The following is a 26,077-nucleotide window of genomic DNA, read 5'->3' on the forward strand; positions in this document are numbered from 1 at the left end:
CGGCCGCTCAGACGCCGTTGATCCAGCGCGCCGCATACAGCAGCAGCGCGACGAACACGACGATCGCCGCCCACGCCCAGACGGGCAGCGGGCCGGATTCGCGATGATGCACGGCGCTCGCGACGCGGCCGCTCAGCGCGTCGCCGAGGTGCGGCGGCAGCGGACGCTTCGCCGCGGCCACCAGCGACGCGGGCCGCAGGAACACATGCTGGCGACGCTGCGGGCTCGAACGCGCGCGGTTCGGCACGAGACCGTGCTTCGCCTGCACGACCGCGCAGAATTCCCGGAAGAAATCGTCGGTCCACGCGTGCAGCGCATTCTCGATCTGCCGTGCCGGCAGTTCGGCGAGCGGCCCGCTCGCCTTCGCCCACACGACGTATTCGATGCGCGTCGCGGCCGCGTCGTCATCGTCCGGCCGCAGCACCAGCTCGACCTGCCCACGCAGCGCGCCGAGGCCGTCGGCCCGCGCCTTGAAGTTGAGCACGCGGCGCGGCTGGCCTTCCGCGTCGCCCTGCTCGCTCGCCGAATGCGCACGCACGTCGTAGCGCGCACGCAGCGGGCCGAGCGGCACCGTGATGGTCAGCGCGAATTCGCCGTGCGCGTGCTTCACGAAGGATTCGCAATGGTCGAAGCTCGCCCGCAGCAACGCGAGATCCTCGAGGGCTTCCCGCACGACGGCCGGCGCGAGCGGTACGCGTAACGTGTCGTTCAGTTCCATGATGCCTCCCCGATGAACGCGCGCCGCATCAGGACGTCTCGATGAGACTGTCGACCCGCGCGACATCGAAGGCGACGTAGTGCGCCAGCGCGGACGCGGTCTCCCCCGGTGCCTCGTAACTCCATGCGGCGTTCTCGATCACGCCGTCTTCCGTCTGCAGGTTGAAATACACCGCACGGCCCCTCACCGGACAATCCGTCGTGACGCTCGACTTCACGAGCCGGTGCATGTTGACGTCGCCGCGCGGCAGGTAATGGATGTCCGGCAGGCCCGTTTCGCGCACGGTCAGCGCGCCGTGCGAATCGGCATACGTGATGCCGCGATGGATCACGCGCACGCGGTGGCGGTTCGGCACGATCTCGAGGCGAGGGTCGGCAGCGTCGGACATCGTTTCTCCTCCGGACGGCGGCCCCGGCGGGCAAGCCGGGCGCACGAAACGAAAAAGCCACGGCACAGGTGCCGTGGCTCTCATTATGGGCGAAACCGCCTCCGATTGCGCGGTCTGGCCGCGCCCGCGCGATACGCTACTGCGCACTCCACTGGAATGCGGCCTTCGCCCCGCCCTTCGCACCGACCGTGACCGCGCGCGATTCGTCGCTGCCCTGGTACGACGCGTGCACGGTGTAGCGCCCAGGCGGCAGCTTCACGAGCATGTACGGCCCGCGCGCATCCGTCGTCAGCAACTCGGTGCCCTTGCCGTCGACGATCCGCACATGGACGTCGGCCAGGAATTCGCCACCCTTGCCGGTGAAGCGCAGTGCGAGCGGCCACGCCGCTTCGCTCTGCTCGAATGCCGTCGATTGATCCTTGCCGATGCCACCCGACACGTAGCTGACATCGCCCTGCTGGCTCGCCGCGGGCAAGCCGTCCGATTGCGCGTACGCGCCGGGCGCGGCGACGGCGAAGCCGGCGGCCAGCGCCGCGGCGGCGGCAAATCGGGACACGTTGCGTAGATATTGCATGGCTCCCTCCTTTTCGGGTCGGAACACAGCACCACGGGCCGAACGCCGGCAGCGCCCGCCAAGGCCGGCGAAGCCGGCCCGCAGCGGCCGCCGGTCAGCTCAGGTCGACCGGCACGAAGATCTGTGCATTATCGCGCTGGATCAGGAGAGCAAGACTGTTGCCCGCTCCCTTGACCGCGTCGCGCAACTGCTCGGGGCTCGTGACCGGGCGGCCGTTCACCGCGAGGATCACGTCGCCGGGCTGGATGCCCGCGCTGGCTGCCGGACCGCCGGCCTGCTGCACGATCAGCCCGTGCGACAGGCTGGTGGCGCTGCGCTCCTGCGGCGTGAGCGGACGCACCGCGACGCCGAGGCGCCCCTGCTCGACGGGGCCGCCGTCGTTCGAGGCCAGCTTCGCGTCGGACATCGCGCCGAGCGTCACGCTGATCGACTTCTTCGACTTGTCGCGCCACACCTGCAGATCGGCCTTCGAGCCCGGCTTCAGGTTCGCGATCTGCGCGGGCAGCGACGTGGAATCGGCAACCGGCGAGCCGTTGACCGCGAGAATCACGTCGCCCGGCTGCAAGCCCGCTTTCGCGGCCGGGCCGTTCGGGTCCACCGAGCTGACGAGCGCGCCGTCCGGCTTCTGCAGCCCGAACGAGCTCGCGAGCGTCTGGTTCAGCCCCTGCACGGCGACGCCGAGGCGGCCGCGGCTCACGTGGCCCGTCTTCACGAGCTCGTCCTTGACCTTGATCGCCTCGTTGATCGGGATCGCGAACGACAGGCCCTGGAAGCCGCCCGTCTGCGAATAGATCATCGAGTTGATGCCGATCACCTCGCCCTGCAGGTTGAACAGCGGGCCGCCCGAGTTGCCGGGGTTCACGGGCACGTCGGTCTGGATGAACGGCGTGTAGTTCTCGTCGGGCAGCGAGCGCGATTTCGCGCTGATGATGCCGGACGTGACCGTGTTGTCGAAGCCGTACGGCGAACCGATCGCGACGACCCACTGGCCGACCTTGCTCTGTGCCGGATCGCCGATCTTCACGGTCGGCAGGCCGCTCGCGTCGATCTTCAGCACCGCGACGTCGGACTGCTTGTCGGCGCCGACGACCTTCGCCTTGTACTCGCGCTTGTCGGTCAGCTTGACCGTGACGACGTTCGCGCCGTCGATCACGTGCGCGTTGGTGAGGATGTACCCGTCCGCGCTGACGATGAATCCCGAACCGAGGCTCGCGCTCGGCTGGTCGTCCGGCTGCGTGTCGCCGCCCATGCCCGGCATCTGGCCGTAGAAGTGCTTGAAGAACTGGTAGAACGGATCGCTCGGATCCATCGGCAGCTGCGGCTGCGGCACGCGCCGCGACACCTGCTTCACGACGTGCTTCGCGCTGATGTTCACGACCGCCGGGCCGTAGGTTTCGACCAGCCCGGAGAAATCGGGAATGCCGGTCTTCGCCGCGGCCTCGGCCGGCATCAGCGCGGCGGCCTGCGCGGGCGTGATGATCTGCGGATCGGCACGGCGGGTGCCTGCGACATAGCCGGCGGACAGGGCAGCCGCCACGGCGACCGCGACGGCGCCGCGCGCAAGGAATCGGGTGTTCATCGTAGGACCTCCTCTTTGTTAGGACGCAGCGTAACGACCCTGACTTAAAGGAGGCTTAATCGACCTTAAACGGGGCTTAGGCCACCGCCGGCGCCGTTCGTCATACGGATTCGGATGCCTGCGGCACCTGCGCCGGCATCTCGGCGTCGCGGAACACGACGCTCACGAGCAGGCCGCCCGCGGCCGCGTCGCCGAGCGTCACCGTCGCGCCCTGCTGCGCCGCGACGCGCTTGACGATCGCCAGCCCGAGCCCGCTGCCCGACACGTCGGCGCGCGCCCGCGCGGAGCTGTCGCGGTAGAAGCGGTCGAACACGCGCTCGCGCTCGTCGGCCGGGATGCCGGGGCCGCTGTCGCCGATCTGCACGCACACGCGGCCGGCCGCGTCGCGAGTCAGCGACACGTCGATGCGGCCGCCGTCCGGCGTGTACTTCACCGCGTTGTCGAGCAGGTTGCCGAACATCACGCGCAACGCGCCGACATCCGCGACGACGGTCGCCGCGCTGCTCTCCTCGAAGCCGAGATCGATGCTGTGCCGTTGCGCGAGCGGCGCATGCGCGGCCACGCATTCGACGAGCAGCGCCTGCAGATCGACCGGCTCGCGCATCGTCGCGCCGTCCGGTTCGGCGCGCGCCAGCGCGAGCAACTGCTCGGCGAGGCGCGTCGCGCGCGTGACGCCGGCCTGCAGATCGGCGACCGCCTCGCGGCGCGACGTGTCGTCCTTCGCGCGCGCGACGAGCTGCGCCTGGATCTGCACGGCCGCGAGCGGCGTGCGCAGTTCGTGCGCGGCATCGGCGACGAAGGCCTTCTGCGTGTCGAGCGCCGCCGACAGCCGCGCGAGCAGCCCGTTCAGCGCACGCACGAGCGGCTGCACCTCGAGCGGCAGACGCGCATCGGGCAACGGATCGAGCGCTTCCGGCCGACGCGCCTCGACCGCGCGCGTCACGCGGCCGAGCGGCGCGAGCCCGCGCCCGACGATCACCCAGACCGCCGCGCCGAGGAACGGCAGCAGCACGATCAGCGGCCACAGCGTGCGCAGCGCCACGTTCGCGGCGAGCCGGTTGCGCACCGACAGCGGCTGCGCGAGCTGCACGACGTTGTCGCCGACGATCGCGCCGTACACACGCCATTCGCCGCGATCGGTGCGCTCGGTCGAGAAGCCGAGCTCCGCGCGCGGCGCGATCGGCGCACGCGGATGCGAGAAGTACATCAGCACGCCGTTGCGGTTCCAGATCTGGATCACGATGCCTTCGTCGCCGTTGGTGCGCGAACCGAACACCTGCGAAAACGGCTCGGACGGCAGCGCCGCGGCAATTTCCTGCAGCTGGTAGTCGAACAGCTCGTTCGCCTCGGCGAGCGCCTGCCGATAGATGAGCCAGCCCGCGGCGCCCACGCCCGCGACGACGATCGCGAGCAGCCAGATCAGCAATTGATGACGAATCGACCTCACGCGTCAGCTTTCCTTGACGACCATGTAGCCGAGCCCGCGCACGTTGCGGATCAGGTCCGAGCCGAGCTTCTTGCGCAGCGCGTGGATGTAGACCTCGACCGTGTTGCTGCCGATCTCCTCGCCCCAGCCGTACATCTTTTCCTCGAGCTGGCTCTTCGACAGCACCGCGCCGGGCCGCGCGAGCAGCGCCTCGAGCAGCGCGAACTCGCGCGCGGACAGCGCGACGGGCGCGCCGTCGAGCGTCACCTGATGCGACGCGGGATCGAGCGTCAGCGCGCCGTGACGGATCAGCGACTCGCTGCGCCCCGCCTGGCGGCGGATCAGCGCGCGCATCCGCGCGCCCAGTTCGTCGAGGTCGAACGGCTTGACGAGGTAGTCGTCGGCGCCCGCGTCGAGCCCCTTCACGCGATCGGCCACCGCGTCGCGCGCGGTGACGATCAGCACCGGCAACGACAGCCCGCGCGCGCGCAAAGTGCGCAGCACGTCGATGCCGTCGCGCTTCGGCAGGCCGAGGTCGAGCAGCAAAAGGTCGTACGTCTCGCCGCCGAGCGCCGTGAGCGCGGCGTCGCCGTCCTGCACCCAGTCGACTGCGAAGCCGTCGGCGCGCAACGCCTTGCGTACGCCCTCGGCAATCATTCGATCGTCTTCAACAAGCAGAATCCGCATCGGAGCTGGAACCCATCGGGCGAGTGAAACATGGCGACCATTGTAGCGCCGCGAAACGCGTGCGCCCCGTGCAATGCAACAGAAAGGCGGATTGCAAGGGGCGTGTGCGCACTTGTCTCTACAATGTGCGCTCCGGCGCCGCGCGCGCCCTGCCCGAATCCCGTGCTTTTCCCGTATTCGCCCATGCCGATTTCCGATCTTTCCGCCCGGTTCGCCCCCCGCGCCCGCCCGTTCCTGCGCGCGGCCGCCGTCGTCGCCACCTGCACGGCCCTTGCGTTCGCGCCGTCCGCGCAGGCCCGCAAGAAGCCCCACAAGGAAGCGCGCAAGACCGCCGTCGTGTCGCCCGCCGCGCGGGCGGCCGGCCTGCCGGCGTCCGTACTCGTCGCGCTGCAGCGCGCGAAGGTGCCGGCATCGGCGATGAGCGTCGTCGTCGAGCGCGTCGGCGACCCCGAGCCGCTGATCGCATGGAATGCGAACCGACCGATGATGCCGGCGTCGACGATGAAGCTCGTCACGACCTTCTCGGGCCTGTCGATCCTCGGCCCCGACTACCGCTGGCGCACGACCGCGTACGCGGACGGCCCGGTCGATCCGGACGGCACGCTGCAGGGCAACCTGTACATCAAGGGCACCGGCGATCCGAAGCTCGTACCGGAGGAACTGATCGACCTCGTCGACAAGATCCGCAAGGCCGGCGTCAAGCGCGTGGCCGGCGGGCTCGTGCTCGACAAGAGCTATTTCGCCGCGTCGACGCGCGACCTGCCGTCGTTCGACGATGATGCGAGCGCACCGTACAACGTCGGCCCCGATCCGCTGTTGTATGCGTTCAAGGCCGTGTCGTTCACGGTCACGCCGGGCGACGACGGCAAGATCGCCGTCGACGTGCTGCCGCCGCTCGCGAACCTGTCGATCGACAATCAGCTGTACGAAGGCACCGGGTCGTGCGGCGCGGCTGCCGCTGCCGCGCGCCCGACGCTGTCGGCCGGCGGCGGGATCATGACCGCGTCGTTCGCCGGCGACTATCCGCTGCGCTGCGGTGCGCACACGACCAACCTCGCGATCCTCGATCACACGACGTTCTTCGCGCGCGGCTTCCTCGCGCTGTGGCAGCAGGACGGCGGGACGATCGCGGGCCCCGTCAGCGAAGGCAAGGTACCGACCGCCGCGCGCCCGCTCGCCGTCCATCACAGCCCCGTGCTCGGCAGCATCGTCTACGACATCAACAAGTTCAGCAACAACGTGATGGCGCGCAACCTGTTCCTGACGATCGGCGCGGCCGCCGGCAAGCCGCCCGCGAGCCCCGAGCAGTCGAGCCGCGCGATTCACGCGTTCCTGCAGAAGAGCGGAATCGCGATGCCCGACCTCGATCTCGAGAACGGCTCGGGCCTGTCGCGCGAGGAGCACGTGAGCGCGCAGTCGCTCGCCGCGCTGCTGCAGGCCGCGAACGCGAGCCCCGTCGCGCAGGCGTTTATCGATTCGCTGCCGATCGCCGGCATCGACGGCACGATGAAGAACCGCCTGACCAACGCCGGCGTGCTCGGCAACGCGCACATCAAGACCGGCACGCTGCGCGACGTGCGCGCGATCGCGGGCTACGTCGCGGGCGCCGACGGCCAGAGCTACATCGTCGTCAGCTTCATCAACGACGATCACGCCGAAGCCGCGCGCGCCGCGCACGACACGCTGCTCGAATGGATCTACGCGGGCGCGCACTGACGACGCACTCGCCGCGACGCGGCGCACGCATGCCCGGCTGTCGGCTTGCGTCGATCACGGGGAGACGTCCCGCCCCCGGGGTTTCGCCCCGCATGGTTTGAAACGGCCCCGGCCGCCAGCGCGCCGCGCACGGGCCGCCAGCCGTGCCCGCAAAACGGGGCCGCACCGCGCGGCCCCGTTGCGCATGACTTCCGTAGAAACCCTGTCCTCAAGAAAACGCCGGGCCGCCCCAGGTTTTCTTGCCCCCTCGGGGGGCCTGGCGCGAAGCGACAGGTTTGGGGGCGCTCTGAGGGAACCCTCTACGCTCCCCCCTCGCCTAGCGCGTGGCGATTGCGTAGGCTGTTGGCCTGACCGATATCTACAACGGGCCGTACGCCCGGCCTCACGGCTTGCAGGGGAAAGGAGGAGACACGTCCATGCGATTCGACGTCGAATTGCTTCTGCTCGCGCTGGCGCCCGTCTTCCTGCTCTGCATCGCGTGGGAAGCCTGGCACCTCGCCCGCACGCGTGCGCAGGACCATGTCTATGCGTGGCGCGACACGCTGTGCAACGCGGCGCTCGCCCTGATGCACCAGGGCGCCGACAAGCTCGCGTGGCTGTTCGTGATCCCCGTTTATGCGTACTGCTACGCACATTTCCGGCTGTTCACGTGGCACGACGGCTGGCTGTCGTTCGCCGTGCTGTTCGTCGGCCAGGACTTCCTCTACTACGTGTTCCATCGCGCGAGCCATCGCGTGCGCTGGCTGTGGGCCGCGCACGTCGTGCATCACTCGTCCGAGCGGATGAATTTCTCGACCGCGTTCCGGCAGAGCCTGATGTATCCCGTCGCGGGCATGTGGGCGTTCTGGCTGCCGCTCGCGTTCCTCGGCTTTCCGCCGCAGCAGATCGTCGGCATCGTGCTGATCAACCTCGCGTTCCAGTTCTTCGTGCACACGCAGGCGATCGGCAAGCTCGGCTGGCTCGAATACGTGTTCAACACGCCGTCGATTCATCGCGCGCACCACGCACGTAATCCGCGCTACATCGACCGCAATTACGCAGGTGTGCTCGTGATCTGGGACCGCCTGTTCGGCAGCTACGTCGAGGAGTCGCCCGACGATCCGCCGCAATACGGAATCGTCGAGCCGCTCGGCTCGAACAATCCGCTCGTCGCGACGTTTCACGAGTGGGTGTCGATGGCGGCCGACGCGTTGCGCGTCCACGGATGGCGCAACAAGCTGCGCGCGATTTTCGGCCCGCCCGAATGGGCGAGCGCTTATCATGCGCAGATCGCCGAGGCCGCGAATCGCGATCCGCGCACCGTGCCGCTTGCGGCCGTACGCGACCAATAACCGTTTCAGCCAACGGCCGCCGCGCAGCCCGGATCCGAGCCGGCGCGCGGCAGATGAGAAACACATCGGGCCATATCTACGAGGAGATCGAACGATGCAGTCACAACGACAATTCCCGTCGCGCACCCGTCAACGCCTGCTGCGCACCGCGCAGGTCGCGATCGCGGGCGCCGCGCTCGCCCTGCTCGCCGCGTGCGGCGGCGGCGACGACAACAACAGCAGCGCGTCGAACACGCCGCCGTCCGGCGTGAAGATGCAGGTCGTGTCGTTCGGCGACAGCCTGTCGGACGCCGGCACCTACTCGCAGATCAAGCTCGGCTTCGGCGGCGGCCGCTTCACGACCAACCCCGGCCAGGTGTGGACGCAGGACGTCGCGCAGTACTACGGCGACACGCTGCAGCCCGCGAACCAGGGTGGCTTCGGTATTCCGCTGCAGGCCACGGGCGGCCTCGGCTACGCGCAGGGCGGCTCGCGCGTGACGCTGCAACCGGGTATCGGCCACGCGGCCTCGAGCGTGCCGAACGCCGACTACGCGCAGGCCACGACGACCCCGATCGCCGACCAGGTCAAGCAATACCTGACGCAGCACGGCAGCTTCAACGCCGGCCAGATCGTGCTGATCAACGGCGGCGCCAACGACATCTTCTATCAGGCACAGGTCGCGCAGGCGCAGGGCAACACGCCGGCCGCGCAGCTCGCGGCCGCGCAGGCGATCGGCCTCGCCGCGCAGCAGCTCGGCGGCATCGTCCAGCAGATCGTCGCGGCCGGCGCGTCGCACGTGTTCGTCGCGACGGTGCCGGACATCGGCGGCACGCCGCTCGCGCTGCAAGGCGGCCCGCAGACGCAAGCCGCGTTCACGCAGCTGTCGGGGCTGTTCAACCAGACGCTGGTCGGCACGCTCGCCGCGCTGAAGGTCGACACGACGAAGTACGCGGTGGTCGATGCGTTCAAGTGGCAGGACGGCATCGCGGCCAACTACCAGGCGAACGGCTTCAGCGTGTCGAACACCGACACCGCATGCAACCTGAAGGCGATGGTCGCGGCGGCGACCCAGTACGGCGTCGCGGACGCGACCGCCTTCGGCTCGTCGCTGTTCTGCTCGCCGCAGACCTACACGACCGCCAACGCGGACCAGACCTACATGTTCGCCGACACGGTCCACCCGACGACGCGCCTGCACGCGCTGTTCGCGCAGTACGTCCAGCAGCAGATCGCGGCCTCGGGCGTCGGCAAGTAAGCCGCGCGCCACGCGCGCAAACGAAAACGCCCGACCGGTTCGCCGGTCGGGCGTTTTTCATTTCACGAGCGGATACGAACGGCTGCGTCAGTCGCGCGCTTCGAACGCGGCGGCCGCACGACCGAGGCGATCGTTGACCGCGATCCATTCGACGGTCTCGGGCAGTTTCTCGACGAGGATGCGGGCGACCTGCGCGCGGTCGAGCGCGCGCAGCATGCCGTACAGGTCGCGCGCATACGCCTGCGGATCTTCCGGCGCCGCGACGAAATGCACGCCGTCGGCCTGCGCCCAGCGTCCCGCGCGCGACGCGCGTGCGACGAGCGCGACACGTTCGCCATCGGTCTGCGCCGCCGCGAGCAGCGGCTCGAGCGCATCGAACGGCAGCAGCGCGAGCGGCGTGCGCGGCGCGTAATGCGCCTTCAGCGTGCCCGACGCGCGCGGTGCGGTCGCGTCGCTGCCGTCGGGCAGGCGCGGCGCGCGGCCGAGCACGTCGGCGATCTGCTGCGGCGTCACGTGGCCGGGGCGCAGCAGCGCCGGGAAGCCGCGCGACAGGTCGAGGATCGTCGATTCGATGCCGACTTCCGACGGGCCGCCATCGAGCACGTGCACGGTGTCGCCGAATTCGTCGCGCACGTGTTGAGCGGTGGTCGGGCTCACGTGACCGAAGCGGTTCGCGGACGGCGCCGCGACGCCGCCGTGGCCGCCGCGCCTCGCGCTGAACGCCGCGAGCAGCGCCTGCGCGACCGGATGCGACGGACAGCGCAGGCCGACCGAATCCTGGCCGCCGCTCACGGCGTCCGGAATGCGCGCATGGCGCTTCAGGATCAGCGTCAGCGGGCCCGGCCAGAATGCATCGATCAGCGCCCGCGCATCGGCCGGCAGGTCTTCGACCCAGTAACCGGGATCGCCGCCGGGCGGCAGGTGCACGATCACCGGATGGTTCGCCGGACGCCCCTTCGCCGCGTAGATGCGCGCGACGGCCTCGGGATTCGCCGCGTCGCCGCCGAGCCCGTACACGGTTTCGGTCGGGAACGCGACGAGTTGCCCCGCGTCGAGCAGCGCGGCAGCCGCGTCGATCTGCGCGGGCGTCACGGAGTTCGGGAGATCGATAGACATCGGCTGGCGCCTCAGTCGAGCGGCACGCGCAGCAGCTGCGCGCACGCGGTGGCGGCGGCAACGGCATCGTCGCGCGTCTCGGCCGTGAAGTTCACGTGGCCCATCTTGCGGCCGACGCGCGCTTCTTCCTTGCCGTACAGGTGCAGGTGCGCGGCCGGCATCGCGGCGACCGTGTCCCACGGCGGCGTGACGGCCTCGGCCGCGGCGCCGTTCGGGAACCACACGTCGCCGAGGATGTTCAGCATCGCGGCCGGCGAATGCTGGCGCGGATTGCCGAGCGGCATGCGCGTCATCGCGCGCACCTGCTGCTCGAACTGGCTCGTTGCGCACGCATCGACCGTGTAGTGGCCGGAGTTGTGCGGGCGCGGCGCCATTTCGTTCGCGACGAACGAGCCGTCTTCCAGCACGAAGAATTCGACGCAGAGCACGCCGACGTAGCCGAGCGTATCGGCGATCCGGACGGCTGCCTGCTGCGCCTCCTCGACGCGCGCGGCATCGGCGGCCGGCGCCGGCACGACGGTCAGCGCGAGGATGCCGTTGTGATGCACGTTCTGCGCGAGCGGGAATGCGGCCGAGCGGCCGTCCGCGCCGCGCGCGATCAGCGCCGACACTTCGTATTTCAGCGGCAGGCGCTTCTCCAGCACACACGGCACGCCGCCGAGCGACGCATGCGCGTCGCGCGCTTCCCGCGCGGTGTTCACGCGCACCTGGCCCTTGCCGTCGTAACCGAGGCGCGCCGTCTTCAGGATGCCCGGCAGCACCGCGTCGAGCGCGGCATCGTCGAGCGCGGCGAGCGCCGCCGCCGATTCGATCACGACGTGCGGTGCGACCGGCACGCCCGACGCCTCGATGAAACGCTTCTCCGCGATCCGGTCCTGCGCGACCGCGACGCAGCGGCCGGCCGGCGCGACGAACGTCGTGCGCGCGAGGAAATCGAGGCTCGCGGCCGGCACGTTCTCGAATTCCGTCGACACGGCATCGCACAGCCCAGCCAGTTCGGCGAGCGCGGCTTCGTCGTCGTAGGCCGCGCGCAGGTGACGGTCGGCGACCGCGCCGGCGGGGCTCGTCGGATCGGGATCGAGCACGGCGACGCGATAGCCCATCGACTGGGCGGCAAAGCAGAACATGCGGCCGAGCTGGCCGCCGCCGACCATGCCCAGCCACGCGCCGGGCAGGATCGGGGAAACGGAATCAGGAGTTGCGGTCATGTCAGTGGTCGGTCGCGGCGGGCGCTGCCCGCCGCAGTGATGAGGATCTGGCGGCCGCTGGAACGGCAGTGCGGCCGCCGGTGCGCCGTCATGCGAGCGGCGGCAGCACCATCGCGTGCGCGGCTTCGTTCTGGCGCACGCGGAATGCGGCGAGGCGGTTCGCGTAGTCGACCGACGTGCCGGACAGAATCGACACCGCGAACAGCGCGGCGTTCGCGGCGCCGGCCTCGCCGATCGCGAACGTCGCGACCGGCACGCCCTTCGGCATCTGCACGATCGAGTGCAGCGAATCGACGCCCTTCAGGTACTTGCTCGCGACCGGTACGCCGAGCACCGGCACCGTGGTTTTCGCGGCCAGCATGCCGGGCAGGTGCGCGGCACCGCCGGCGCCCGCAATGATCGCGCGCAGCCCGCGCTCGCGCGCCTTCTCCGCGTAGTCGAACATCTCGTCGGGCATCCGGTGCGCGGACACGACCTTCGCTTCGTACGGCACGCCGAATTCCTGCAGGATCGCGACCGCGTTCTTCATCACGTCCCAGTCGGAACTCGAACCCATCAGCACGCCGACGAGCGGCGCGCTGTGCGTGTGGGCAGTCTGGACTTCACTCATTTCGTGCGTTCCTTCCTTCAGGCGAGCGGCTGGCCGGTGATGCGCTCGAGCGCTTCCTGGTACTTCGCGGCCGTCTTCTCGACGACGTCGGCCGGCAGTGCCGGTGCCGGCGCGGTCTTGCCCCACGGCTGCGCCTCGAGCCAGTCGCGCACGAACTGCTTGTCGAACGACGGCGGGTTGGTGCCGACCTGGTACTGGTCGGCCGGCCAGAAGCGCGACGAATCGGCCGTCAGCACTTCGTCCATCAGGTACAGCTTGCCGTGATTGTCGAGGCCGAATTCGAACTTCGTGTCGGCGATGATGATGCCGCGCGTCGCCGCGTAGTCGGCCGCTTCCTTGTACAGGCGGATCGAGATGTCGCGGATCGTCGCGGCCAGCTCGGTGCCGATGCGGCGCTCGGTTTCCTCGAACGTGATGTTCTCGTCGTGCTCGCCGAGCTCGGCCTTCGCGGCCGGCGTGAAGATCGGCTCGGGCAGCTTCTGCGCGTTCTGCAGGCCTTCCGGCAGCTTCACGCCGCACACGGCGCCCGACTCCTGGTATTCCTTCCAGCCGCTGCCGGCCAGGTAGCCGCGCACGACCGCCTCGATCATGATCGGCTCGAGGCGCTTGACGACCGCGGCGCGGCCCTTGACCTGCTCGACCTCGTCGGCCGCGACGACCGCTTCCGGCGCGTCGCCCGTCAGGTGGTTCGGCACGATGTGCGCGAGCTTGTCGAACCAGAAGTTCGCCATCTGGTTCAGCACGCGGCCCTTGTTCGGAATCGGCTCGCCCATGATCACGTCGAATGCCGACAGGCGATCCGTCGTGACGATCAGGAGCTTGTCGTTGCCGACCGCGTAGTTGTCGCGGACCTTGCCGCGACCGAGGAGCGGCAGCGAGCGGAGCGTGGATTCGTAAAGGGTAGACATCGTCTTTTCGCAGATAAGGAGCCAAACAAAAAGGGAAACGCCGTTCCCCGCGGCAGGCGGGAACGGCGGTCTTGCAATGCGTCGGCGAACCGGCGGGCGATCAGGCCCGCCGGCTGCCGGCCGGCCCTTGTTCGGCCGGACGGAACGGCCGCCCCGAGGGCCGGATCGAATCCGGCGCCCGGGCGGGCGGCCAGCCCCGGCCCGGCGGCAAGACCGGGCGGGGCAATCGTACTACAGTCTCAGCGCACGACCTGCGCAAGCGCGCCGGACTTGTACTGCTCGGCGATCTTGTCGAGGGACACCGGCTTGATCTTCGCGGCCTGGCCTTCGCAGCCGAACGCGAGGTAGCGGTCGACGCACACCTGCTTCGCCGCTTCGCGCGCGGGCTTCAGGTAGTCGCGCGGATCGAACTTGCCCGGGTTCTCGAACAGGTAGCGGCGGATCGCGCCGGTGATCGCGAGACGCAGGTCGGTGTCGATGTTGATCTTGCGCACGCCGTGCTTGATGCCTTCCTGGATTTCCTCGACCGGCACGCCGTAGGTTTCCTTCATGTCGCCGCCGAATTCGCGGATCTCGGCCAGCAGTTCCTGCGGCACCGACGACGAACCGTGCATCACCAGGTGCGTGTTCGGGATACGTGCGTGGATTTCCTTGATGCGCTGGATCGACAGGATGTCGCCCGTCGGCTTCTTCGAGAACTTGTACGCGCCGTGCGACGTACCGATCGCGATCGCGAGCGCGTCGCACTGCGTGAGCTTCACGAAGTCGGCGGCCTGCTCCGGATCGGTCAGCAGTTGCTCGCGGGTCATCGTGCCTTCCGCGCCGTGGCCGTCTTCCTTGTCGCCCTTCATCGTCTCGAGCGAGCCGAGCACGCCGAGTTCGGCTTCGACCGTCACGCCGATCGAGTGCGCCATCTCGACGACCTTGCGCGACACGTCGACGTTGTATTCGTACGAGGCGACCGTCTTGCCGTCGGCTTCGAGCGAACCGTCCATCATCACGCTGGTGAAACCGCTGCGGATCGCGCCCATGCACACGGCCGGCGACTGGCCGTGGTCCTGGTGCATCACGACCGGGATGTGCGGATACGACTCGACCGCCGCTTCGATCAGGTGGCGCAGGAACGGCTCGCCCGCGTACTTACGCGCGCCGGCCGATGCCTGCATGATCACGGGCGCGCCGACCTGATCCGCCGCCGCCATGATCGCCTGGACCTGCTCCAGGTTGTTCACGTTGAAGGCCGGCAGGCCGTAACCGTGCTCTGCCGCGTGGTCCAGCAATTGACGCATTGATACGAGAGGCATTGTGGAACTCCTTGGAATGAAAACCGGTGCGCCCTGACGCCGGCGCGGCACTCGGCCCCGTCGAAACCGGGGCGGCACGGCGCGGCTGAGCGTCGAATAGCCGCATTTTATCGCGAAGCGCCTCCGATTCCGACCGGCCGGTAGCGCGTACTCGCAATTTGTTACCTTCGCACGGCACAATCCGGCCAAAAAACAGAAAAAAAGCCGCGCGGGGCATCAGACCCCGCGCGGCTTTCGTCAAAAAACGGTGCCCGATCGGCTCGGGCGGCCGGTGGACCGGCCGCCGGGCCGGCCCGGCGCATGCCGGCGCTCAATAATGCTCGCCGACCCGCACGATCTTCAGCGTGTTGGTGCCGCCCGCCTGCCCCATCGGCTCGCCGACGGTCAGCACGACCATGTCGCCGTGCTGCACGTAGCCCTGCTTGACGACGATCTCGAGCGCCGCCTGCAGCGCCGAATCGCGGTCGCTGTTGAAGTCGACGTGCAGCGGCGTCACGTTGCGGTACAGCGCCATCGTGCGCTCGCTGCCGACGCGCGGCGTCAGCGCGAAGATCGGCACGTGCGTGTAATGACGCGACATCCACAGCGCGGTCGCGCCCGATTCGGTCAGCGCGACGATTGCCTTCGCGCCGAGGTGATACGCGGTGAACAGCGCGCCCATCGCGATCGACTGGTCGATCCGCGTAAACGTGCGGTCGAGGAAATCCTTGTCCAGCTCGACGTGCTCGGACTTTTCCGCCTCGACGCACACGGCCGCCATCGTCTCGATCGTGACGACCGGGTACTTGCCGGCGGCCGTCTCGGCCGACAGCATCACCGCGTCGGTGCCGTCGAGCACCGCGTTCGCGACGTCCGACACTTCCGCGCGGGTCGGCACCGGCGCGTGGATCATCGATTCCATCATCTGCGTCGCGGTGATCACGAGCTTGTTCGACTCGCGCGCCATCCGGATCATCCGCTTCTGCAGCGCCGGCACGGCCGCGTTACCGACTTCCACCGCGAGGTCGCCGCGCGCGACCATGATGCCGTCGGACGCGTCGAGAATGCTCTGCAGCGCCGGAATCGCCTCCGCGCGCTCGATCTTCGCGATCATCTTCGGCTTGATGCCGTACGGCGCGCCCGCGATGTTCGCGAGCTGGCGCGCCATTTCCATGTCCGTCGCATTCTTCGGGAACGACACCGCGACCAGATCCGCGCCGAGCGACATCGCCGTGCGGATGTCTTCCATGTCCTTCGCGGTCAGCGCGGGCGCCGACAGGCCGCCGCCCTGGCGGTTGATCCCCTTGTTGTTCGACAGCTCGCCGCCCACCTTGACGATCGTGTGGATCTCGTCGCCGAGCACGCGCTCGACGGTCAGCACGATCAGGCCGTCGTTCAGCAGCAGCAGGTCGCCCGGCTTCAGGTCGCGCGGCAGTTCCTTGTAGTCGAGGCCGACGCGCTCGTCGTTGCCGAGTTCGCAGCCCGCGTCGAGGATGAAGGCCTGGCCCGGCACGAGGGTCGTCTTGCCGTTCTCGAACTTGCCGACGCGGATCTTCGGGCCCTGGAGGTCGGCCATGATCGCGATCTCGCGGCCGACCTTGCGGGCGGCCTCGCGCACCATCTCGGCGCGCTGGCGGTGATCGTCGGCCGTGCCGTGCGAAAAGTTGAGCCGCACGACGTCGAGGCCCGCCTGCATCATCTGCAGCAGAATCTCCGGCGAACTGGAAGCCGGGCCGATCGTGGCGACTATCTTGGTGGCGCGCTGCATGAAACTCCTCATCTGGATCAAGGTGGATGCGCTGGGTGAAACGCTGCGAGAGCCGGAATCGGCGGGCCCAGCGGCGGCCGTTCCGGGGGGCGTGCCGGTGCTTGCGCCCGGCATCGCTTTGTTCTGAATCTCGTGGTGCTGCACGACCGCGTCGCCGGCGGCCGCCGGTGCGCGCGGGGTCGAGTTCGCCCGCGCGGGCGCGCGTTTGCGCTTGCCCGCGCCGGCCGGCTGCTCCGCCTTCGCGGAGCGCGCGGCCCTCGTCACCCCTGCGCGCGCCGCCACGCTCAGGCCGCCCGCGTTTCGAGCACTTCCACTGCCGGCAGCTTCTTCCCCTCGAGGAACTCGAGGAAGGCGCCGCCGCCCGTCGAGATGTAGCTGACCTGGTCATGGATGCCGTACTTCGCGATGGCCGCGAGCGTGTCGCCGCCGCCCGCGATCGAGAACGCGGACGATTTGGCGATCGCTTCGGCGAGCGTCTTGGTGCCGTTGCCGAACTGGTCGAACTCGAACACGCCGACCGGGCCGTTCCAGACGATCGTGCCGGCCTTCTCGAGCTGGCTGGCGAGCGCCTTGGCGGTATCCGGGCCGATGTCGAGGATCATGTCGTCCACTTCGATGTCGGCGACCTGCTTCACCGTGGCCGCGGCCGTCGGCGAGAATTCCTTGGCCGTCACGACGTCGGTCGGGATCGGCACCGACGCGCCGCGCTCGCGCGCCTCGTCGATGATCGCCTTCGCCTCGGCGACGAGATCGGCTTCCGCGAGCGACTTGCCGATCGACAGGCCGGCCGCGAGCATGAACGTGTTCGCGATGCCGCCGCCGACGATCAGCTGATCGACCTTGCCGGCGAGCGACTTGAGAATCGTCAGCTTGGTCGACACCTTCGACCCGGCGACGATCGCGACCAGCGGGCGGGCCGGGTTGCCGAGCGCCTTGCCGAGCGCGTCGAGTTCGGCGGCCAGCAGCGGGCCCGCGCACGCGACCGGCGCGTACTTCGCGATCCCGTGGGTGGTCGCTTCCGCGCGGTGCGCGGTGCCGAACGCGTCGTTCACGTAGACGTCGCAGAGCTTCGCCATCTTCTGCGCGAGCTCGTCCGAATTCTTCTTCTCGCCCTTGTTCACGCGGCAGTTCTCGAGCAGCACGACCTGGCCCGGCGCGACGTTCACGCCGTTCTCGACCCAGTTCGAGACGAGCGGCACGTCACGGCCGAGCAGTTCGGCGAGACGCTTCGCGACCGGCGCGAGCGAGTCTTCCGGCTTGAATTCGCCTTCGGTCGGACGACCGAGGTGCGACGTGACCATCACGGCCGCGCCGGCGTCGAGTGCGGCCTGGATGGCCGGCACGGACGCGCGCACGCGCGTGTCTTCGGTGATGTTGCCGTGATCGTCCTGCGGGACGTTCAGGTCGGCGCGGATGAACACCCGCTTGCCGGCGAGCTGGCCGGCGGCGATCAGGTCGGTAAGACGCTTGACTTGGCTCATGTTGAACAGATTGAAGTAGTGGATGGGGAAAGGGGGTTCACGCTGGACGTGCGCGGGCTGCCGCGAAAGGGCGCCGGATGCGGCCGTGGCTGGCGGTTCGCATGACGCGCACGGGTAAAAAATCTCGAACGGGCATTCTAGCCGATCCATCCGGCAGACTGACCCGTGCGGCGGCGAATTCCGCCTATTTGGGATCGCGCGCGGCCGTCGACACATTTCCGCAACGCAACAATACGAGTTCGCCAGCGGCCGGCGCCCGGTGGGCGGCCACGACGATTCGTCAGAAGATCAGCCGCAGCGCGGTGAAGACGAGCATCCCGACGATGATCGTGCCGAGCATGCTGCGCCGCCACAAAAACCACCCGAGACCGGCCAGTGCGGCGTAAAACGGATGGTTGGACAGCGCGAACGACAGCCCGGCCGGCGTTTCGAGCACGTCGGGCAGCACGACCGCGACGAGCGCGGCGGCCGGCGCGTAGCGCAGCGCACGCTGCGCGCGCTCGGGCAGCACGGTGCGTTCGCCGCCGATCAGGAACAGCGCGCGCGTGACGGCCGTGACGATCGTCATCCCGACGATCACGATCCAGATTTCCGTCGCGCTCATTCGATTTCCTTTTCGTGCACGGTTTCGGTGCGGATGCGGCGCCAGTCGGCGCGTTCGACGAAGAAATCGGCCATGCACCCGGCCGCGAGCGCGGCCAGCACCGCGATCGGCAGCGCGAGCCGGTACGGCAGGTCGAACGCGATCAGCGACACGATGCCCGCGACCGCGACGGCCGCGAGCGTCGAGCGGTTCGCGACCGCCGACACCATGATCGGAAGCAGCGCGAGCGTGCCGGCCAGCTCCAGCCCCCAGCTCGCGGGAAAGAAGCTCGCGAGCAGGATGCCGGCGAGCGACGACACCTGCCACGACGCCCAGCTCGCGAGCGCCATCCCCCAGAAATACGCCTCCTTGCCCGGCACGTGGCCGTATGCGAAGCCCTGTTTCTGGAACAGCAGGTAGATCACGTCGCCGTTGAAATAGCCGATCGCGAGACGCCGCCACAGCGGCAGGTAGGAAAAATGGGGCGCAAGCCCGGCGCTGAAGATCACGAAGCGCATGTTGACCATCGTGGCCGTGAGCAGGATCGTCCAGATCGGCAGCTTCGCGACGAGGAGCGGCAGCACCGCGAGCTGCGACGAGCCCGCGTAGACGAAGATCGACATCGCGCTCGCCTGCCCGAGCGTCATCACCGACTTGCTCATCGCGACCCCGGTGACGAGCCCCCAGGACAGGATCGCCATCAGTGTCGGGGAATAGTCGCGCGCGCCCTGGATCAGCGCGAAGCGGTCGGTGGCGGAGAATCGAGCGAGCATGGGAAGCGGGCCGCGGCGGGCGGTTCGTCGGGCCGCCGGCGCCTCCTGCCGGTACGACCCGTCGTTATTGGAATCGGTACCGGGCGATTATAGCGCCGGCCCCGTGCCGACCGACCGGATCGCCTTCAAATGACGCTAAAATAAGCGTCTTTCCGGCTCAATGCTGCACACAACCCGCTGCACAACTGCTTCCCAGGAGAATCCTATGTCAATGGCCGACCGCGACGGCAAGATCTGGATGGACGGCAAGCTGATCGACTGGCGCGACGCCAAGATCCACGTCCTGACCCATACGCTGCACTACGGCATGGGCGTCTTCGAGGGCGTGCGTGCGTACAAGACGGCCGACGGCAGCACCGCGATCTTCCGTCTGCGCGAGCACACCAAACGTCTGCTGAATTCGGCGAAGATCTTCCAGATGGACGTGCCGTTCGACCGCGAAACGCTCGAAGCCGCGCAGCTCGAAGTCGTGCGCGAGAACAAGCTCGAGTCGTGCTACCTGCGCCCGATCATCTGGGTCGGCTCGGAAAAGCTCGGTGTGTCGGCGAAGGGCAACACGATCCACGTCGCGATCGCCGCGTGGCCGTGGGGCGCGTACCTCGGCGAAGACGGCCTCGCGAAGGGCATCCGCGTGAAGACGTCGTCGTTCACGCGCCACCACGTGAACGTGTCCATGGTGCGCGCGAAGGCGTCGGGCTGGTACGTGAACTCGATCCTCGCGAACCAGGAAGCGACCGCCGACGGCTACGACGAAGCGCTGCTGCTCGACGTCGACGGCTACGTGTCGGAAGGCTCCGGCGAGAACTTCTTCCTGGTGAACAACGGCAAGCTGTACACGCCGGACCTGTCGTCGTGCCTCGACGGCATCACGCGCGACACGATCATCACGCTCGCAAAGGACGCCGGCATCGATGTGATCGAGAAGCGCATCACGCGCGACGAGGTCTACACGGCCGACGAAGCGTTCTTCACGGGCACGGCCGCCGAAGTCACGCCGATCCGCGAGCTCGACAACCGCACGATCGGCAGCGGCGCGCGCGGCCCGGTCACGGAAAAGCTCCAGTCGGCATTTTTCGATATCGTGTCGGGCAAGAACGCGAAGTACGCGCACTGGCTGACGAAGGTCTGAGTGCGCTGCGCCACCGACCGCCCCACAAAAGAGTGATAAGAGAAAGTCTCATGAGTGAAATCAAGGAAATGCCGCTGGTCGAGCTGACGGCCAAGGATCTCCCCGCCTACTGCCCGAACCCGGCCATGGCGCGCTGGAGCGCGCACCCGCGCGTCTTCATCGACGTGTCGCACGGCGAGGCGCGCTGCCCGTATTGCGGCACGCGCTACAAGCTGCGCGACGGCGAGGTGGTCAAGGGCCACTGAGCCCTGGCCGGGCCCGCGGGCCCGCCGCACGCGAGGCGGCGCAGCCGGAACTCCGGCGCGCCGCCCTTTTCCTGTTCTGACAACCCGAACGCGGTGCATGCGCGCCGTGCTTCATTACGACATCGGAAGTCGACCTGATGCGTCGAGCGCTGGTTATCGCACCGAACTGGATCGGTGACGCATTGATGGCGCAGCCGCTTTTTGCGCTGCTGAAAAAGCTCCATCCCCGCATCGCGATCGATGCCGTCGCGCCCACCTGGGTCGCGCCCGTGCTCGAGCGGATGCCCGAGATCCACGATGTCTACGCGACCGACCTCGCGCACGGCAAGCTGCAGCTGCTGCGCCGCTGGCAGCTCGCGACCGACCTGCGTGACGTCGGCTACGACGCGGCGTACGTGCTGCCGAATTCGCTGAAGTCCGCGGTGATCCCGTGGCTCGCGAACATCCCGCTGCGGATCGGTTACACGGGCGAGCACCGCTACGGCCTGCTGAACGTGCGGCACGCGAACCCCGACAAGTCGGCCGAGCGTCCGCCGATGACGACCCACTACGCGGCGCTTGCATATGCGCCGGGCGCGAAGCTGCCCGAGTCGATGAAGACGCTGCCCGCGCCGCGCCTCGACGCCGACCTGAACGAGACGGCGCGCGTGTCCGCACGTTTCAATCTCGATACGCGCAAGCCGCTCGTCGTGTTCTGCCCCGGCGCGGAATACGGCCCGGCCAAGCGCTGGCCGCCCGAGCACTTCGCGACGCTCGCGACCATCGTCCACCAGTCGTTCCCATACACGCAGATCGTCGCGCTCGGCTCGCAGAAGGACGCCGCCGCCGCGCAGGCGATCGCCGATCACGCGCCGAACGTGCGCAACCTGTGCGGGCAGACGTCGCTGTCCGAGGCGTGCGCGCTGATCGCGCGCGCGAACGCGGTCGTGACCAACGATTCGGGGCTGATGCACGTCGCGGCCGCGTTGCGCCGGCCGCTCGTCGCGCTGTACGGCTCGACGGATCCGCGCCACACCCCTCCGCTGTCGGAGCTGGCGAAGGTACAATGGCTGCATCTCGAATGCAGTCCCTGCTTCGAACGCGAGTGTCCGCTCGGCCATCTGAACTGCCTGCGCCAACTCGGTCCCGAGCAGGTATTCGGCGATTTGCGCGGCATGCTCGTCGGGCAGCGCTGACCCTGGCCGGCAGCGTCGCACGACGCGCCGGGCAATCCGATTCACCGGTGTACGGCGGCTCCATCCGGGCCGCCGTGCTGAATACGGCGCGCGACGCGCGCGAGAGATAACCCCGATGCCACGTTTTGCCCGCCTTTTCGAAGCCGCTGCCGATACGCTGAACGCTTACTACCAGGCCGTCGCCGATGCCAATCTCGACGCGCTGCTGGGGTTGTGGATCGACGAGGACTTCGCCAGCTGCGTCTGGGCCGACGGCGAGCATCTGCACGGCCTCGACCAGATCCGCAGCGGGCTGGCGAACCGCCTCGCGACGCGTCCCGTGACGATCGAGCCGCTCGACATCCGCGTATACGATAGTCTCGGCACCGTCGTCTACACGATCGCCGAAGCGCATCAGCAGGCCGACCTGACGGCCGAACCGGACATGGTTTTCGCCACGTACGTGATGATTCACGAACGCGGCGAGTGGCGCATCGCGCATATTCACGCGAGCCCGATTCCCGAACAAGCGGCCGGACAATTCGCCGCGAAGATCCGTCACGGGCAGGGTCCGCTGCACTGACGAAGAACGAAGCAACGCATTAGCGGGGCGATCATGAGTACGGCTTCTCCGCCCACCTCGCCGCTGACCGGGGCCCCGGCCCCCGACGACGATTCATTGCGCTATCGCGCACCGCGCTGGCTGCCGAACAGCCATGCCCAAACCATCGTGCCCGCGCTGTTCGCACGGCGTCCGGCGGTCGCGTACCGACGAGAGCGATGGGAAACCCCCGACCACGACTTCATCGATCTCGACTGGGTCGCGCATCTCGACAGTGCCGCCCCGGCGCCCGACGCACCGCTGTTCGTGCTGTTCCACGGCCTCGAAGGCAGTTCCGGCTCGCATTACGCGCTGGCGATGATGGCCGCCGCGCGCGCAAAGGGCTGGCACGCGGTCGTCCCGCACTTTCGCAGTTGCAGCGGCGAGCTCAACCGGCAGCCGCGCTTCTACCATCTCGCCGACAGCGCCGAGGTCGACTGGATCCTGCGCCGGCTCGCCGCGCAGCATCGCGGGCCGGTCGTCGCGGCCGGCGTGTCGCTCGGCGGCAACGTGCTGCTGCGCTGGCTCGGCGAGCACCGCAGCGACACGTCGATCGTGCACGCGGCCGCCGCGATCTCGACGCCGATCGACGTGCACGCGGGCGGCCTCGCGCTGTCGCAGGGCTTCGCGATGGTCTATACGCGCAGCTTCCTGAAGACGCTGAAACGCAAGGCGCTCGCGAAGCTCGACCAGTATCCGGGGCTGTTCGACCGCGACGCGATGCTGCGGGCCGTGACGATGCGCGACTTCGACGAAGTCGTGACCGCGCCGCTGCACGGCTTCGCGGACGCCGACGACTACTGGACCCAGGCCACGACGCGGCCGCTGCTGCCCGCGATCGACGTGCCGACGCTGATCCTCAACGCCCGCAACGATCCGTTCCTGCCCGAATCCGCGCTGCCGAGCGCCGCCGACGTGTCGCCGGCCGTCGAGCTCGACCAGCCCGCGGACGGCGGCCACGCGGGATTCATGACCGGGCCGTTCCCCGGCCGCCTCGACTGGCTGTCGGCGCGGGTGTTCGGCTATTGCTCGAAATTCGTCGACCATGGATGACATCGTCAGGCAGGCCCTCGCCAAGTGGCCGAACGTGCCGCACTGCACCGGCTGGCTGCTGCTCGACCGGCGCGGCGAATGGCGGCTGCGCGACGACGCCGCGCAGGCCGCGGGAGCGCTCGGCTCGCCGGTCCGGCATGCGGCGCTGAACGCGTTCATCGGGCGCAACTACGACTGCGACGCGCACGGCCAGTGGTTCTTCCAGAACGGGCCGCAGCGCGTGTACGTCGAGCTCGCCTATACGCCGTGGGTCGTGCGCCTGGCCGAACGCGACGGGCAACTCGCGCTGGCCGACCAGACCGGCGCGCCGTTCGAACCGGACGCCGCGTGGCTCGACGACGCGGGCGGCGTGCTGTTTCGCGCGGCCGGCTCGCCGCCGCGCGTCGCGGCGCTGCACGACCATGACCTCGGCCTGTTCGCCGATCACGCGGACTTCGACGCGACGCCGCCCGTGCTGCGCTGGCGCGACGGGCGCACGCTGTCGCTCGGCAATCTCGCCTGCGCCGACGTGCCGGCGACGTTCGGCTTCGTCGCGAGTCCCGCGCAGCGGGCGCGCCGCAGCTCGCCAGATGGCCGCGACGGCAGCGTCGAAAGCTGACGCACAACCCACCCTGCCCGCCTGACGGCCGTTATCCGCGGCCGTTCTTCTCGTCCTCGCGCTCTTCCTTGTAGCGTGCCTCGAATTCCAGCAGCCGCGCGCCGATGATCGACTGGTCGTAGAACGATACGTCCTTCGCGTCGCGCGCCTCCTTCAGCTGGCGTATCGCCGACGGCCACGCGCCGTCGAGCGCCAGCTTCTCCGCGAGCGCGCGGCGCCGCGCGAGCACGTCGCCCCGGCCGTCGCTCGCCTTCGCGAGATAGTCCCACCAGTCCGGCTGCTCGGGGTCCGCCTGCGCCTCCGTGCGCGCGAGCGTCTGTGCTTCGGCGAAGCGGCGCGCGGCGATCAGCGCCTGCAGGTGCGCGACGATCGCCGCGTGCGATGCCGGCCAGCGCCGCTGCGCGAGCGCCGCGAGCCGCACCGCGTCGTCGGTCCGGCCCGCGCGGCGCGCGATGTCGGCGGCGAGCACGTCGAGGCTCGGCGAACTCGTCTCGGGATCGTCCGCGCGCCGCTCGCGCGCGTCGAACGCGGCACGGGCCGACACGAGCGCCTTGTCGGCCGCGTCGTACTGGCCGAGCAGCAGGTTCGCGAGCGCGATCCCGTATTCGTTCGCCGCGACGTTCGGTGCCGTGCGATCGTCGAGCTCGAGCTGCATCCGGCGCGCCTCGGCCGCGATGTCGTTCGGCGCGCGATTCTGCAGAATGCGCAGCCGTGCGCGCACGAAGCCGTATTCGGCCGACTGGCGCGGCTGCCGATATGGCGCGCGGCGTGCGCGATCTTCCATGTCGGCGATCCGTTCGCCCGTCAGCGGGTGCGTACGCGCATAGGCCGGCACGCCCGCGTCGCCCATCGACGCGCGCTCGAGCCGTTCGAAGAAGCCCGGCATCCCGTACGGGTCGTAGCCGGCGCCGGCGAGCAGCTGGAACCCGACGCGATCGGCCTCGCGCTCCGCCGACCGCGAGAAGCGCAACTGGTTGTCGACCGCGTACGCCTGCCCGCCCATCGCGATCGCGCTGCCGAGATCGCCGCTGCGCGCGAGCACGCCCGCCAGCACGCCGAGCAGCATCGTCGCGAGCGCCGTGTAGCCGGTCTTCTCGTTCGCGCCGATCATCCGCGCGATGTGCCGCTGCAGCACGTGGCCCATCTCGTGGCCGACCACCGACGCGAGTTCCGATTCCGTCTGCGTCGTGACGACCAGCCCGCTGTTGATGCCGATGAAGCCGCCCGGCATCGAGAACGCGTTGATCTGCGGATCGCGCACCGGGAACAGTTCGAAATCCGGCATGTAGCCGCCGATGTAGCGCGCGGCCGCCGCGGCCGCGAGCCGCTTCGCGATCGCGTTCAGGTAGTCGCGCGCGAGCCAGTCGTCGAGATAGTCGGGATCGCGCCGCACCTCGCGCATCACGCGCTCGCCGAGACGCCGTTCGGCCCGCGGCGTGAGCGAACCGCCGGAGCCGTCGCCGAGGTCGGGCAGCTCCAGCGCGCGCAGCGGTGCGCGCAGGCTCGCGACGGGCGCGGACGCGCCGTCGGCGCCGGAAAACCGGCTCTCCGCGCCGCCGTAGGTGCCGAATACGCCGGTCGCGATGCCGGACGGCACCGTGGAAATCGACGGCGACGCGCCTGCCGCCGGCTCGAGCGGCAGCGCGGACGTGCGCTGTGCATGGCCGCTCGGCGGCAGCACGAGCGCCGCCGACAGCAACACGGCAAGCAACTGTTTGACACGCATGGCAGGATGAAAGCGACGCCGTCCCGCGCGCCGGGCGCGCATCGCGGCGTTTGGTCTGAATATTCGGGTCATTGTACCGGCGACATCGCGACTGTCCCGCGCGGCAAATGCGCCATCTGCGCGCTTGGCGCCGCGAAGGCCACTGCTATGATAGGCGCCCGTTGAAACGTTGGATCGGATCGGGG

General features: G+C 69.1%; 26 protein-coding genes. 10 read left to right on the top strand and 16 right to left on the bottom strand.

Going from position 1 to position 26,077, the window contains the following annotated elements:
- Window positions 1-7 precede the first annotated feature (7 nt).
- The 6 genes from WS49_RS11395 to WS49_RS11420 form a co-directional block, all read right to left on the bottom strand.
- Complete coding sequence (locus WS49_RS11395) at window positions 8-718, bottom strand: CoxG family protein (RefSeq protein ID WP_059527956.1); 711 nt, start codon at window positions 716-718, stop codon at window positions 8-10.
- A 28-nt stretch (window positions 719-746) separates the two neighbouring features.
- Window positions 747-1,106: a DUF427 domain-containing protein gene (locus WS49_RS11400; protein ID WP_059527959.1), complete on the bottom strand. Its 360-nt coding sequence runs from the start codon at window positions 1,104-1,106 to the stop codon at window positions 747-749.
- Window positions 1,107-1,242: 136 nt separating this feature from the next.
- Window positions 1,243-1,680, bottom strand: a complete 438-nt coding sequence (locus WS49_RS11405; RefSeq protein ID WP_059527962.1) for a carboxypeptidase-like regulatory domain-containing protein — start codon at window positions 1,678-1,680, stop codon at window positions 1,243-1,245.
- A gap of 94 nt (window positions 1,681-1,774) precedes the next feature.
- Window positions 1,775-3,259 (bottom strand): DegQ family serine endoprotease, encoded by a 1,485-nt coding sequence (locus WS49_RS11410; RefSeq protein WP_059527965.1) that lies wholly within the window; start codon window positions 3,257-3,259, stop codon window positions 1,775-1,777.
- Between the two features lie 100 nt (window positions 3,260-3,359).
- Window positions 3,360-4,706 carry an ATP-binding protein gene (locus tag WS49_RS11415; protein WP_059527967.1) on the bottom strand — a complete coding sequence of 449 codons (1,347 nt, stop codon included), beginning with the start codon at window positions 4,704-4,706 and terminating at the stop codon, window positions 3,360-3,362.
- A gap of 3 nt (window positions 4,707-4,709) precedes the next feature.
- Window positions 4,710-5,372 (bottom strand): response regulator, encoded by a 663-nt coding sequence (locus WS49_RS11420; protein WP_040141750.1) that lies wholly within the window; start codon window positions 5,370-5,372, stop codon window positions 4,710-4,712.
- A gap of 183 nt (window positions 5,373-5,555) precedes the next feature.
- Between WS49_RS11420 and dacB the strand changes: the two genes are divergently transcribed.
- The 3 genes from dacB (at window position 5,556) to WS49_RS11435 (ending at window position 9,656) form a co-directional block, all read left to right on the top strand.
- Entirely contained in the window at window positions 5,556-7,088 is a 1,533-nt protein-coding gene (dacB, locus tag WS49_RS11425; protein WP_059527970.1) for a D-alanyl-D-alanine carboxypeptidase/D-alanyl-D-alanine endopeptidase, read from the top strand.
- Between the two features lie 416 nt (window positions 7,089-7,504).
- The gene (locus tag WS49_RS11430) at window positions 7,505-8,419 is read left to right on the top strand and encodes a sterol desaturase family protein (protein WP_059527973.1); all 915 of its coding nucleotides are present in this window, start codon (window positions 7,505-7,507) and stop codon (window positions 8,417-8,419) included.
- 94 nt (window positions 8,420-8,513) lie between these two features.
- Complete coding sequence (locus WS49_RS11435) at window positions 8,514-9,656, top strand: SGNH/GDSL hydrolase family protein (protein ID WP_059527976.1); 1,143 nt, start codon at window positions 8,514-8,516, stop codon at window positions 9,654-9,656.
- A gap of 87 nt (window positions 9,657-9,743) precedes the next feature.
- Here WS49_RS11435 and WS49_RS11440 read toward each other — a convergent pair whose 3' ends face one another.
- From WS49_RS11440 to pyk, 6 genes are all read right to left on the bottom strand, one after another.
- The gene (locus tag WS49_RS11440; RefSeq protein ID WP_059527979.1) at window positions 9,744-10,772 is read right to left on the bottom strand and encodes an L-threonylcarbamoyladenylate synthase; all 1,029 of its coding nucleotides are present in this window, start codon (window positions 10,770-10,772) and stop codon (window positions 9,744-9,746) included.
- Window positions 10,773-10,783: 11 nt separating this feature from the next.
- Window positions 10,784-11,980 (bottom strand): 5-(carboxyamino)imidazole ribonucleotide synthase, encoded by a 1,197-nt coding sequence (locus WS49_RS11445; protein WP_059527982.1) that lies wholly within the window; start codon window positions 11,978-11,980, stop codon window positions 10,784-10,786.
- Between the two features lie 88 nt (window positions 11,981-12,068).
- A complete protein-coding gene (gene purE / locus WS49_RS11450) occupies window positions 12,069-12,590 on the bottom strand; it encodes a 5-(carboxyamino)imidazole ribonucleotide mutase (protein WP_012364611.1) in 522 nt (173 codons plus the stop codon).
- A gap of 17 nt (window positions 12,591-12,607) precedes the next feature.
- Window positions 12,608-13,498: a phosphoribosylaminoimidazolesuccinocarboxamide synthase gene (locus WS49_RS11455; RefSeq protein WP_059527985.1), complete on the bottom strand. Its 891-nt coding sequence runs from the start codon at window positions 13,496-13,498 to the stop codon at window positions 12,608-12,610.
- Window positions 13,499-13,737: 239 nt separating this feature from the next.
- The gene (fba, locus tag WS49_RS11460; protein WP_014896168.1) at window positions 13,738-14,802 is read right to left on the bottom strand and encodes a class II fructose-bisphosphate aldolase; all 1,065 of its coding nucleotides are present in this window, start codon (window positions 14,800-14,802) and stop codon (window positions 13,738-13,740) included.
- A 310-nt stretch (window positions 14,803-15,112) separates the two neighbouring features.
- Complete coding sequence (gene pyk / locus WS49_RS11465; RefSeq protein WP_059447904.1) at window positions 15,113-16,549, bottom strand: pyruvate kinase; 1,437 nt, start codon at window positions 16,547-16,549, stop codon at window positions 15,113-15,115.
- Here pyk and WS49_RS36040 point away from each other — a divergent pair.
- Entirely contained in the window at window positions 16,548-16,676 is a 129-nt protein-coding gene (locus WS49_RS36040) for a hypothetical protein (RefSeq protein WP_256097633.1), read from the top strand. The genes pyk and WS49_RS36040 overlap by 2 nt on opposite strands.
- A 157-nt stretch (window positions 16,677-16,833) precedes the next feature.
- Here the strand turns inward: WS49_RS36040 and WS49_RS11470 are convergent, their stop codons facing one another.
- The 3 genes from WS49_RS11470 to WS49_RS11480 all read right to left on the bottom strand — a co-directional run bounded on the left by WS49_RS11470 (window position 16,834) and on the right by WS49_RS11480 (window position 19,386).
- Window positions 16,834-18,030, bottom strand: a complete 1,197-nt coding sequence (locus WS49_RS11470) for a phosphoglycerate kinase (protein WP_059527988.1) — start codon at window positions 18,028-18,030, stop codon at window positions 16,834-16,836.
- A 280-nt stretch (window positions 18,031-18,310) separates the two neighbouring features.
- Complete coding sequence (locus tag WS49_RS11475) at window positions 18,311-18,634, bottom strand: AzlD domain-containing protein (protein WP_059527991.1); 324 nt, start codon at window positions 18,632-18,634, stop codon at window positions 18,311-18,313.
- Window positions 18,631-19,386, bottom strand: coding sequence for an AzlC family ABC transporter permease (locus WS49_RS11480; protein WP_059527992.1), 756 nt, complete (start codon window positions 19,384-19,386; stop codon window positions 18,631-18,633). The genes WS49_RS11475 and WS49_RS11480 overlap by 4 nt, the downstream gene beginning before the upstream one ends.
- Window positions 19,387-19,591: 205 nt before the next feature.
- On the opposite strand from WS49_RS11480, the gene WS49_RS11485 reads away from it, so the two are divergent.
- From WS49_RS11485 to WS49_RS11510, 6 genes are all read left to right on the top strand, one after another.
- Window positions 19,592-20,515 (top strand): branched-chain amino acid transaminase, encoded by a 924-nt coding sequence (locus WS49_RS11485; RefSeq protein ID WP_059527994.1) that lies wholly within the window; start codon window positions 19,592-19,594, stop codon window positions 20,513-20,515.
- 50 nt (window positions 20,516-20,565) lie between these two features.
- Window positions 20,566-20,760: a zinc-finger domain-containing protein gene (locus WS49_RS11490; RefSeq protein ID WP_006749970.1), complete on the top strand. Its 195-nt coding sequence runs from the start codon at window positions 20,566-20,568 to the stop codon at window positions 20,758-20,760.
- A gap of 137 nt (window positions 20,761-20,897) precedes the next feature.
- A complete protein-coding gene (waaF, locus tag WS49_RS11495; RefSeq protein WP_059527997.1) occupies window positions 20,898-21,935 on the top strand; it encodes a lipopolysaccharide heptosyltransferase II in 1,038 nt (345 codons plus the stop codon).
- Between the two features lie 115 nt (window positions 21,936-22,050).
- Window positions 22,051-22,497, top strand: coding sequence for a nuclear transport factor 2 family protein (locus WS49_RS11500; protein ID WP_006749968.1), 447 nt, complete (start codon window positions 22,051-22,053; stop codon window positions 22,495-22,497).
- 33 nt (window positions 22,498-22,530) lie between these two features.
- Entirely contained in the window at window positions 22,531-23,568 is a 1,038-nt protein-coding gene (locus WS49_RS11505; RefSeq protein ID WP_059528000.1) for a hydrolase, read from the top strand.
- Window positions 23,561-24,166, top strand: coding sequence for a DUF2946 family protein (locus WS49_RS11510; protein WP_059528003.1), 606 nt, complete (start codon window positions 23,561-23,563; stop codon window positions 24,164-24,166). Before WS49_RS11505 ends, WS49_RS11510 begins: the two co-directional genes overlap by 8 nt.
- 31 nt (window positions 24,167-24,197) lie before the next feature.
- Here WS49_RS11510 and WS49_RS11515 read toward each other — a convergent pair whose 3' ends face one another.
- Window positions 24,198-25,892 (bottom strand): M48 family metalloprotease, encoded by a 1,695-nt coding sequence (locus WS49_RS11515; RefSeq protein ID WP_059528006.1) that lies wholly within the window; start codon window positions 25,890-25,892, stop codon window positions 24,198-24,200.
- Window positions 25,893-26,077 lie beyond the last annotated feature (185 nt).

This window comes from Burkholderia sp. RF7-non_BP4 (genome assembly GCF_001521935.1).
In the GTDB taxonomy this organism is placed as follows: Bacteria; Pseudomonadota; Gammaproteobacteria; order Burkholderiales; family Burkholderiaceae; genus Burkholderia; species Burkholderia diffusa.

Excerpts from the sequence above, each read along its gene's own strand:
- WS49_RS11395 (WP_059527956.1), bottom strand. The coding sequence starts at position 718 with ATGGAACTGAACGACACGTTACGCGTACCGCTCGCGCCGGCCGTCGTG.
- WS49_RS11400 (WP_059527959.1), bottom strand. The coding sequence starts at position 1,106 with ATGTCCGACGCTGCCGACCCTCGCCTCGAGATCGTGCCGAACCGCCAC.
- WS49_RS11405 (WP_059527962.1), bottom strand. The coding sequence starts at position 1,680 with ATGCAATATCTACGCAACGTGTCCCGATTTGCCGCCGCCGCGGCGCTG.
- WS49_RS11410 (WP_059527965.1), bottom strand. The coding sequence starts at position 3,259 with ATGAACACCCGATTCCTTGCGCGCGGCGCCGTCGCGGTCGCCGTGGCG.
- WS49_RS11420 (WP_040141750.1), bottom strand. The coding sequence starts at position 5,372 with ATGCGGATTCTGCTTGTTGAAGACGATCGAATGATTGCCGAGGGCGTA.
- dacB (WP_059527970.1), top strand. The coding sequence starts at position 5,556 with ATGCCGATTTCCGATCTTTCCGCCCGGTTCGCCCCCCGCGCCCGCCCG.
- WS49_RS11430 (WP_059527973.1), top strand. The coding sequence starts at position 7,505 with ATGCGATTCGACGTCGAATTGCTTCTGCTCGCGCTGGCGCCCGTCTTC.
- WS49_RS11435 (WP_059527976.1), top strand. The coding sequence starts at position 8,514 with ATGCAGTCACAACGACAATTCCCGTCGCGCACCCGTCAACGCCTGCTG.
- WS49_RS11440 (WP_059527979.1), bottom strand. The coding sequence starts at position 10,772 with ATGTCTATCGATCTCCCGAACTCCGTGACGCCCGCGCAGATCGACGCG.
- WS49_RS11445 (WP_059527982.1), bottom strand. The coding sequence starts at position 11,980 with ATGACCGCAACTCCTGATTCCGTTTCCCCGATCCTGCCCGGCGCGTGG.
- purE (WP_012364611.1), bottom strand. The coding sequence starts at position 12,590 with ATGAGTGAAGTCCAGACTGCCCACACGCACAGCGCGCCGCTCGTCGGC.
- WS49_RS11455 (WP_059527985.1), bottom strand. The coding sequence starts at position 13,498 with ATGTCTACCCTTTACGAATCCACGCTCCGCTCGCTGCCGCTCCTCGGT.
- fba (WP_014896168.1), bottom strand. The coding sequence starts at position 14,802 with ATGCCTCTCGTATCAATGCGTCAATTGCTGGACCACGCGGCAGAGCAC.
- WS49_RS36040 (WP_256097633.1), top strand. The coding sequence starts at position 16,548 with ATGAAACTCCTCATCTGGATCAAGGTGGATGCGCTGGGTGAAACGCTG.
- pyk (WP_059447904.1), bottom strand. The coding sequence starts at position 16,549 with ATGCAGCGCGCCACCAAGATAGTCGCCACGATCGGCCCGGCTTCCAGT.
- WS49_RS11470 (WP_059527988.1), bottom strand. The coding sequence starts at position 18,030 with ATGAGCCAAGTCAAGCGTCTTACCGACCTGATCGCCGCCGGCCAGCTC.
- WS49_RS11475 (WP_059527991.1), bottom strand. The coding sequence starts at position 18,634 with ATGAGCGCGACGGAAATCTGGATCGTGATCGTCGGGATGACGATCGTC.
- WS49_RS11480 (WP_059527992.1), bottom strand. The coding sequence starts at position 19,386 with ATGCTCGCTCGATTCTCCGCCACCGACCGCTTCGCGCTGATCCAGGGC.
- WS49_RS11485 (WP_059527994.1), top strand. The coding sequence starts at position 19,592 with ATGTCAATGGCCGACCGCGACGGCAAGATCTGGATGGACGGCAAGCTG.
- WS49_RS11490 (WP_006749970.1), top strand. The coding sequence starts at position 20,566 with ATGAGTGAAATCAAGGAAATGCCGCTGGTCGAGCTGACGGCCAAGGAT.
- waaF (WP_059527997.1), top strand. The coding sequence starts at position 20,898 with ATGCGTCGAGCGCTGGTTATCGCACCGAACTGGATCGGTGACGCATTG.
- WS49_RS11500 (WP_006749968.1), top strand. The coding sequence starts at position 22,051 with ATGCCACGTTTTGCCCGCCTTTTCGAAGCCGCTGCCGATACGCTGAAC.
- WS49_RS11505 (WP_059528000.1), top strand. The coding sequence starts at position 22,531 with ATGAGTACGGCTTCTCCGCCCACCTCGCCGCTGACCGGGGCCCCGGCC.
- WS49_RS11510 (WP_059528003.1), top strand. The coding sequence starts at position 23,561 with ATGGATGACATCGTCAGGCAGGCCCTCGCCAAGTGGCCGAACGTGCCG.
- WS49_RS11515 (WP_059528006.1), bottom strand. The coding sequence starts at position 25,892 with ATGCGTGTCAAACAGTTGCTTGCCGTGTTGCTGTCGGCGGCGCTCGTG.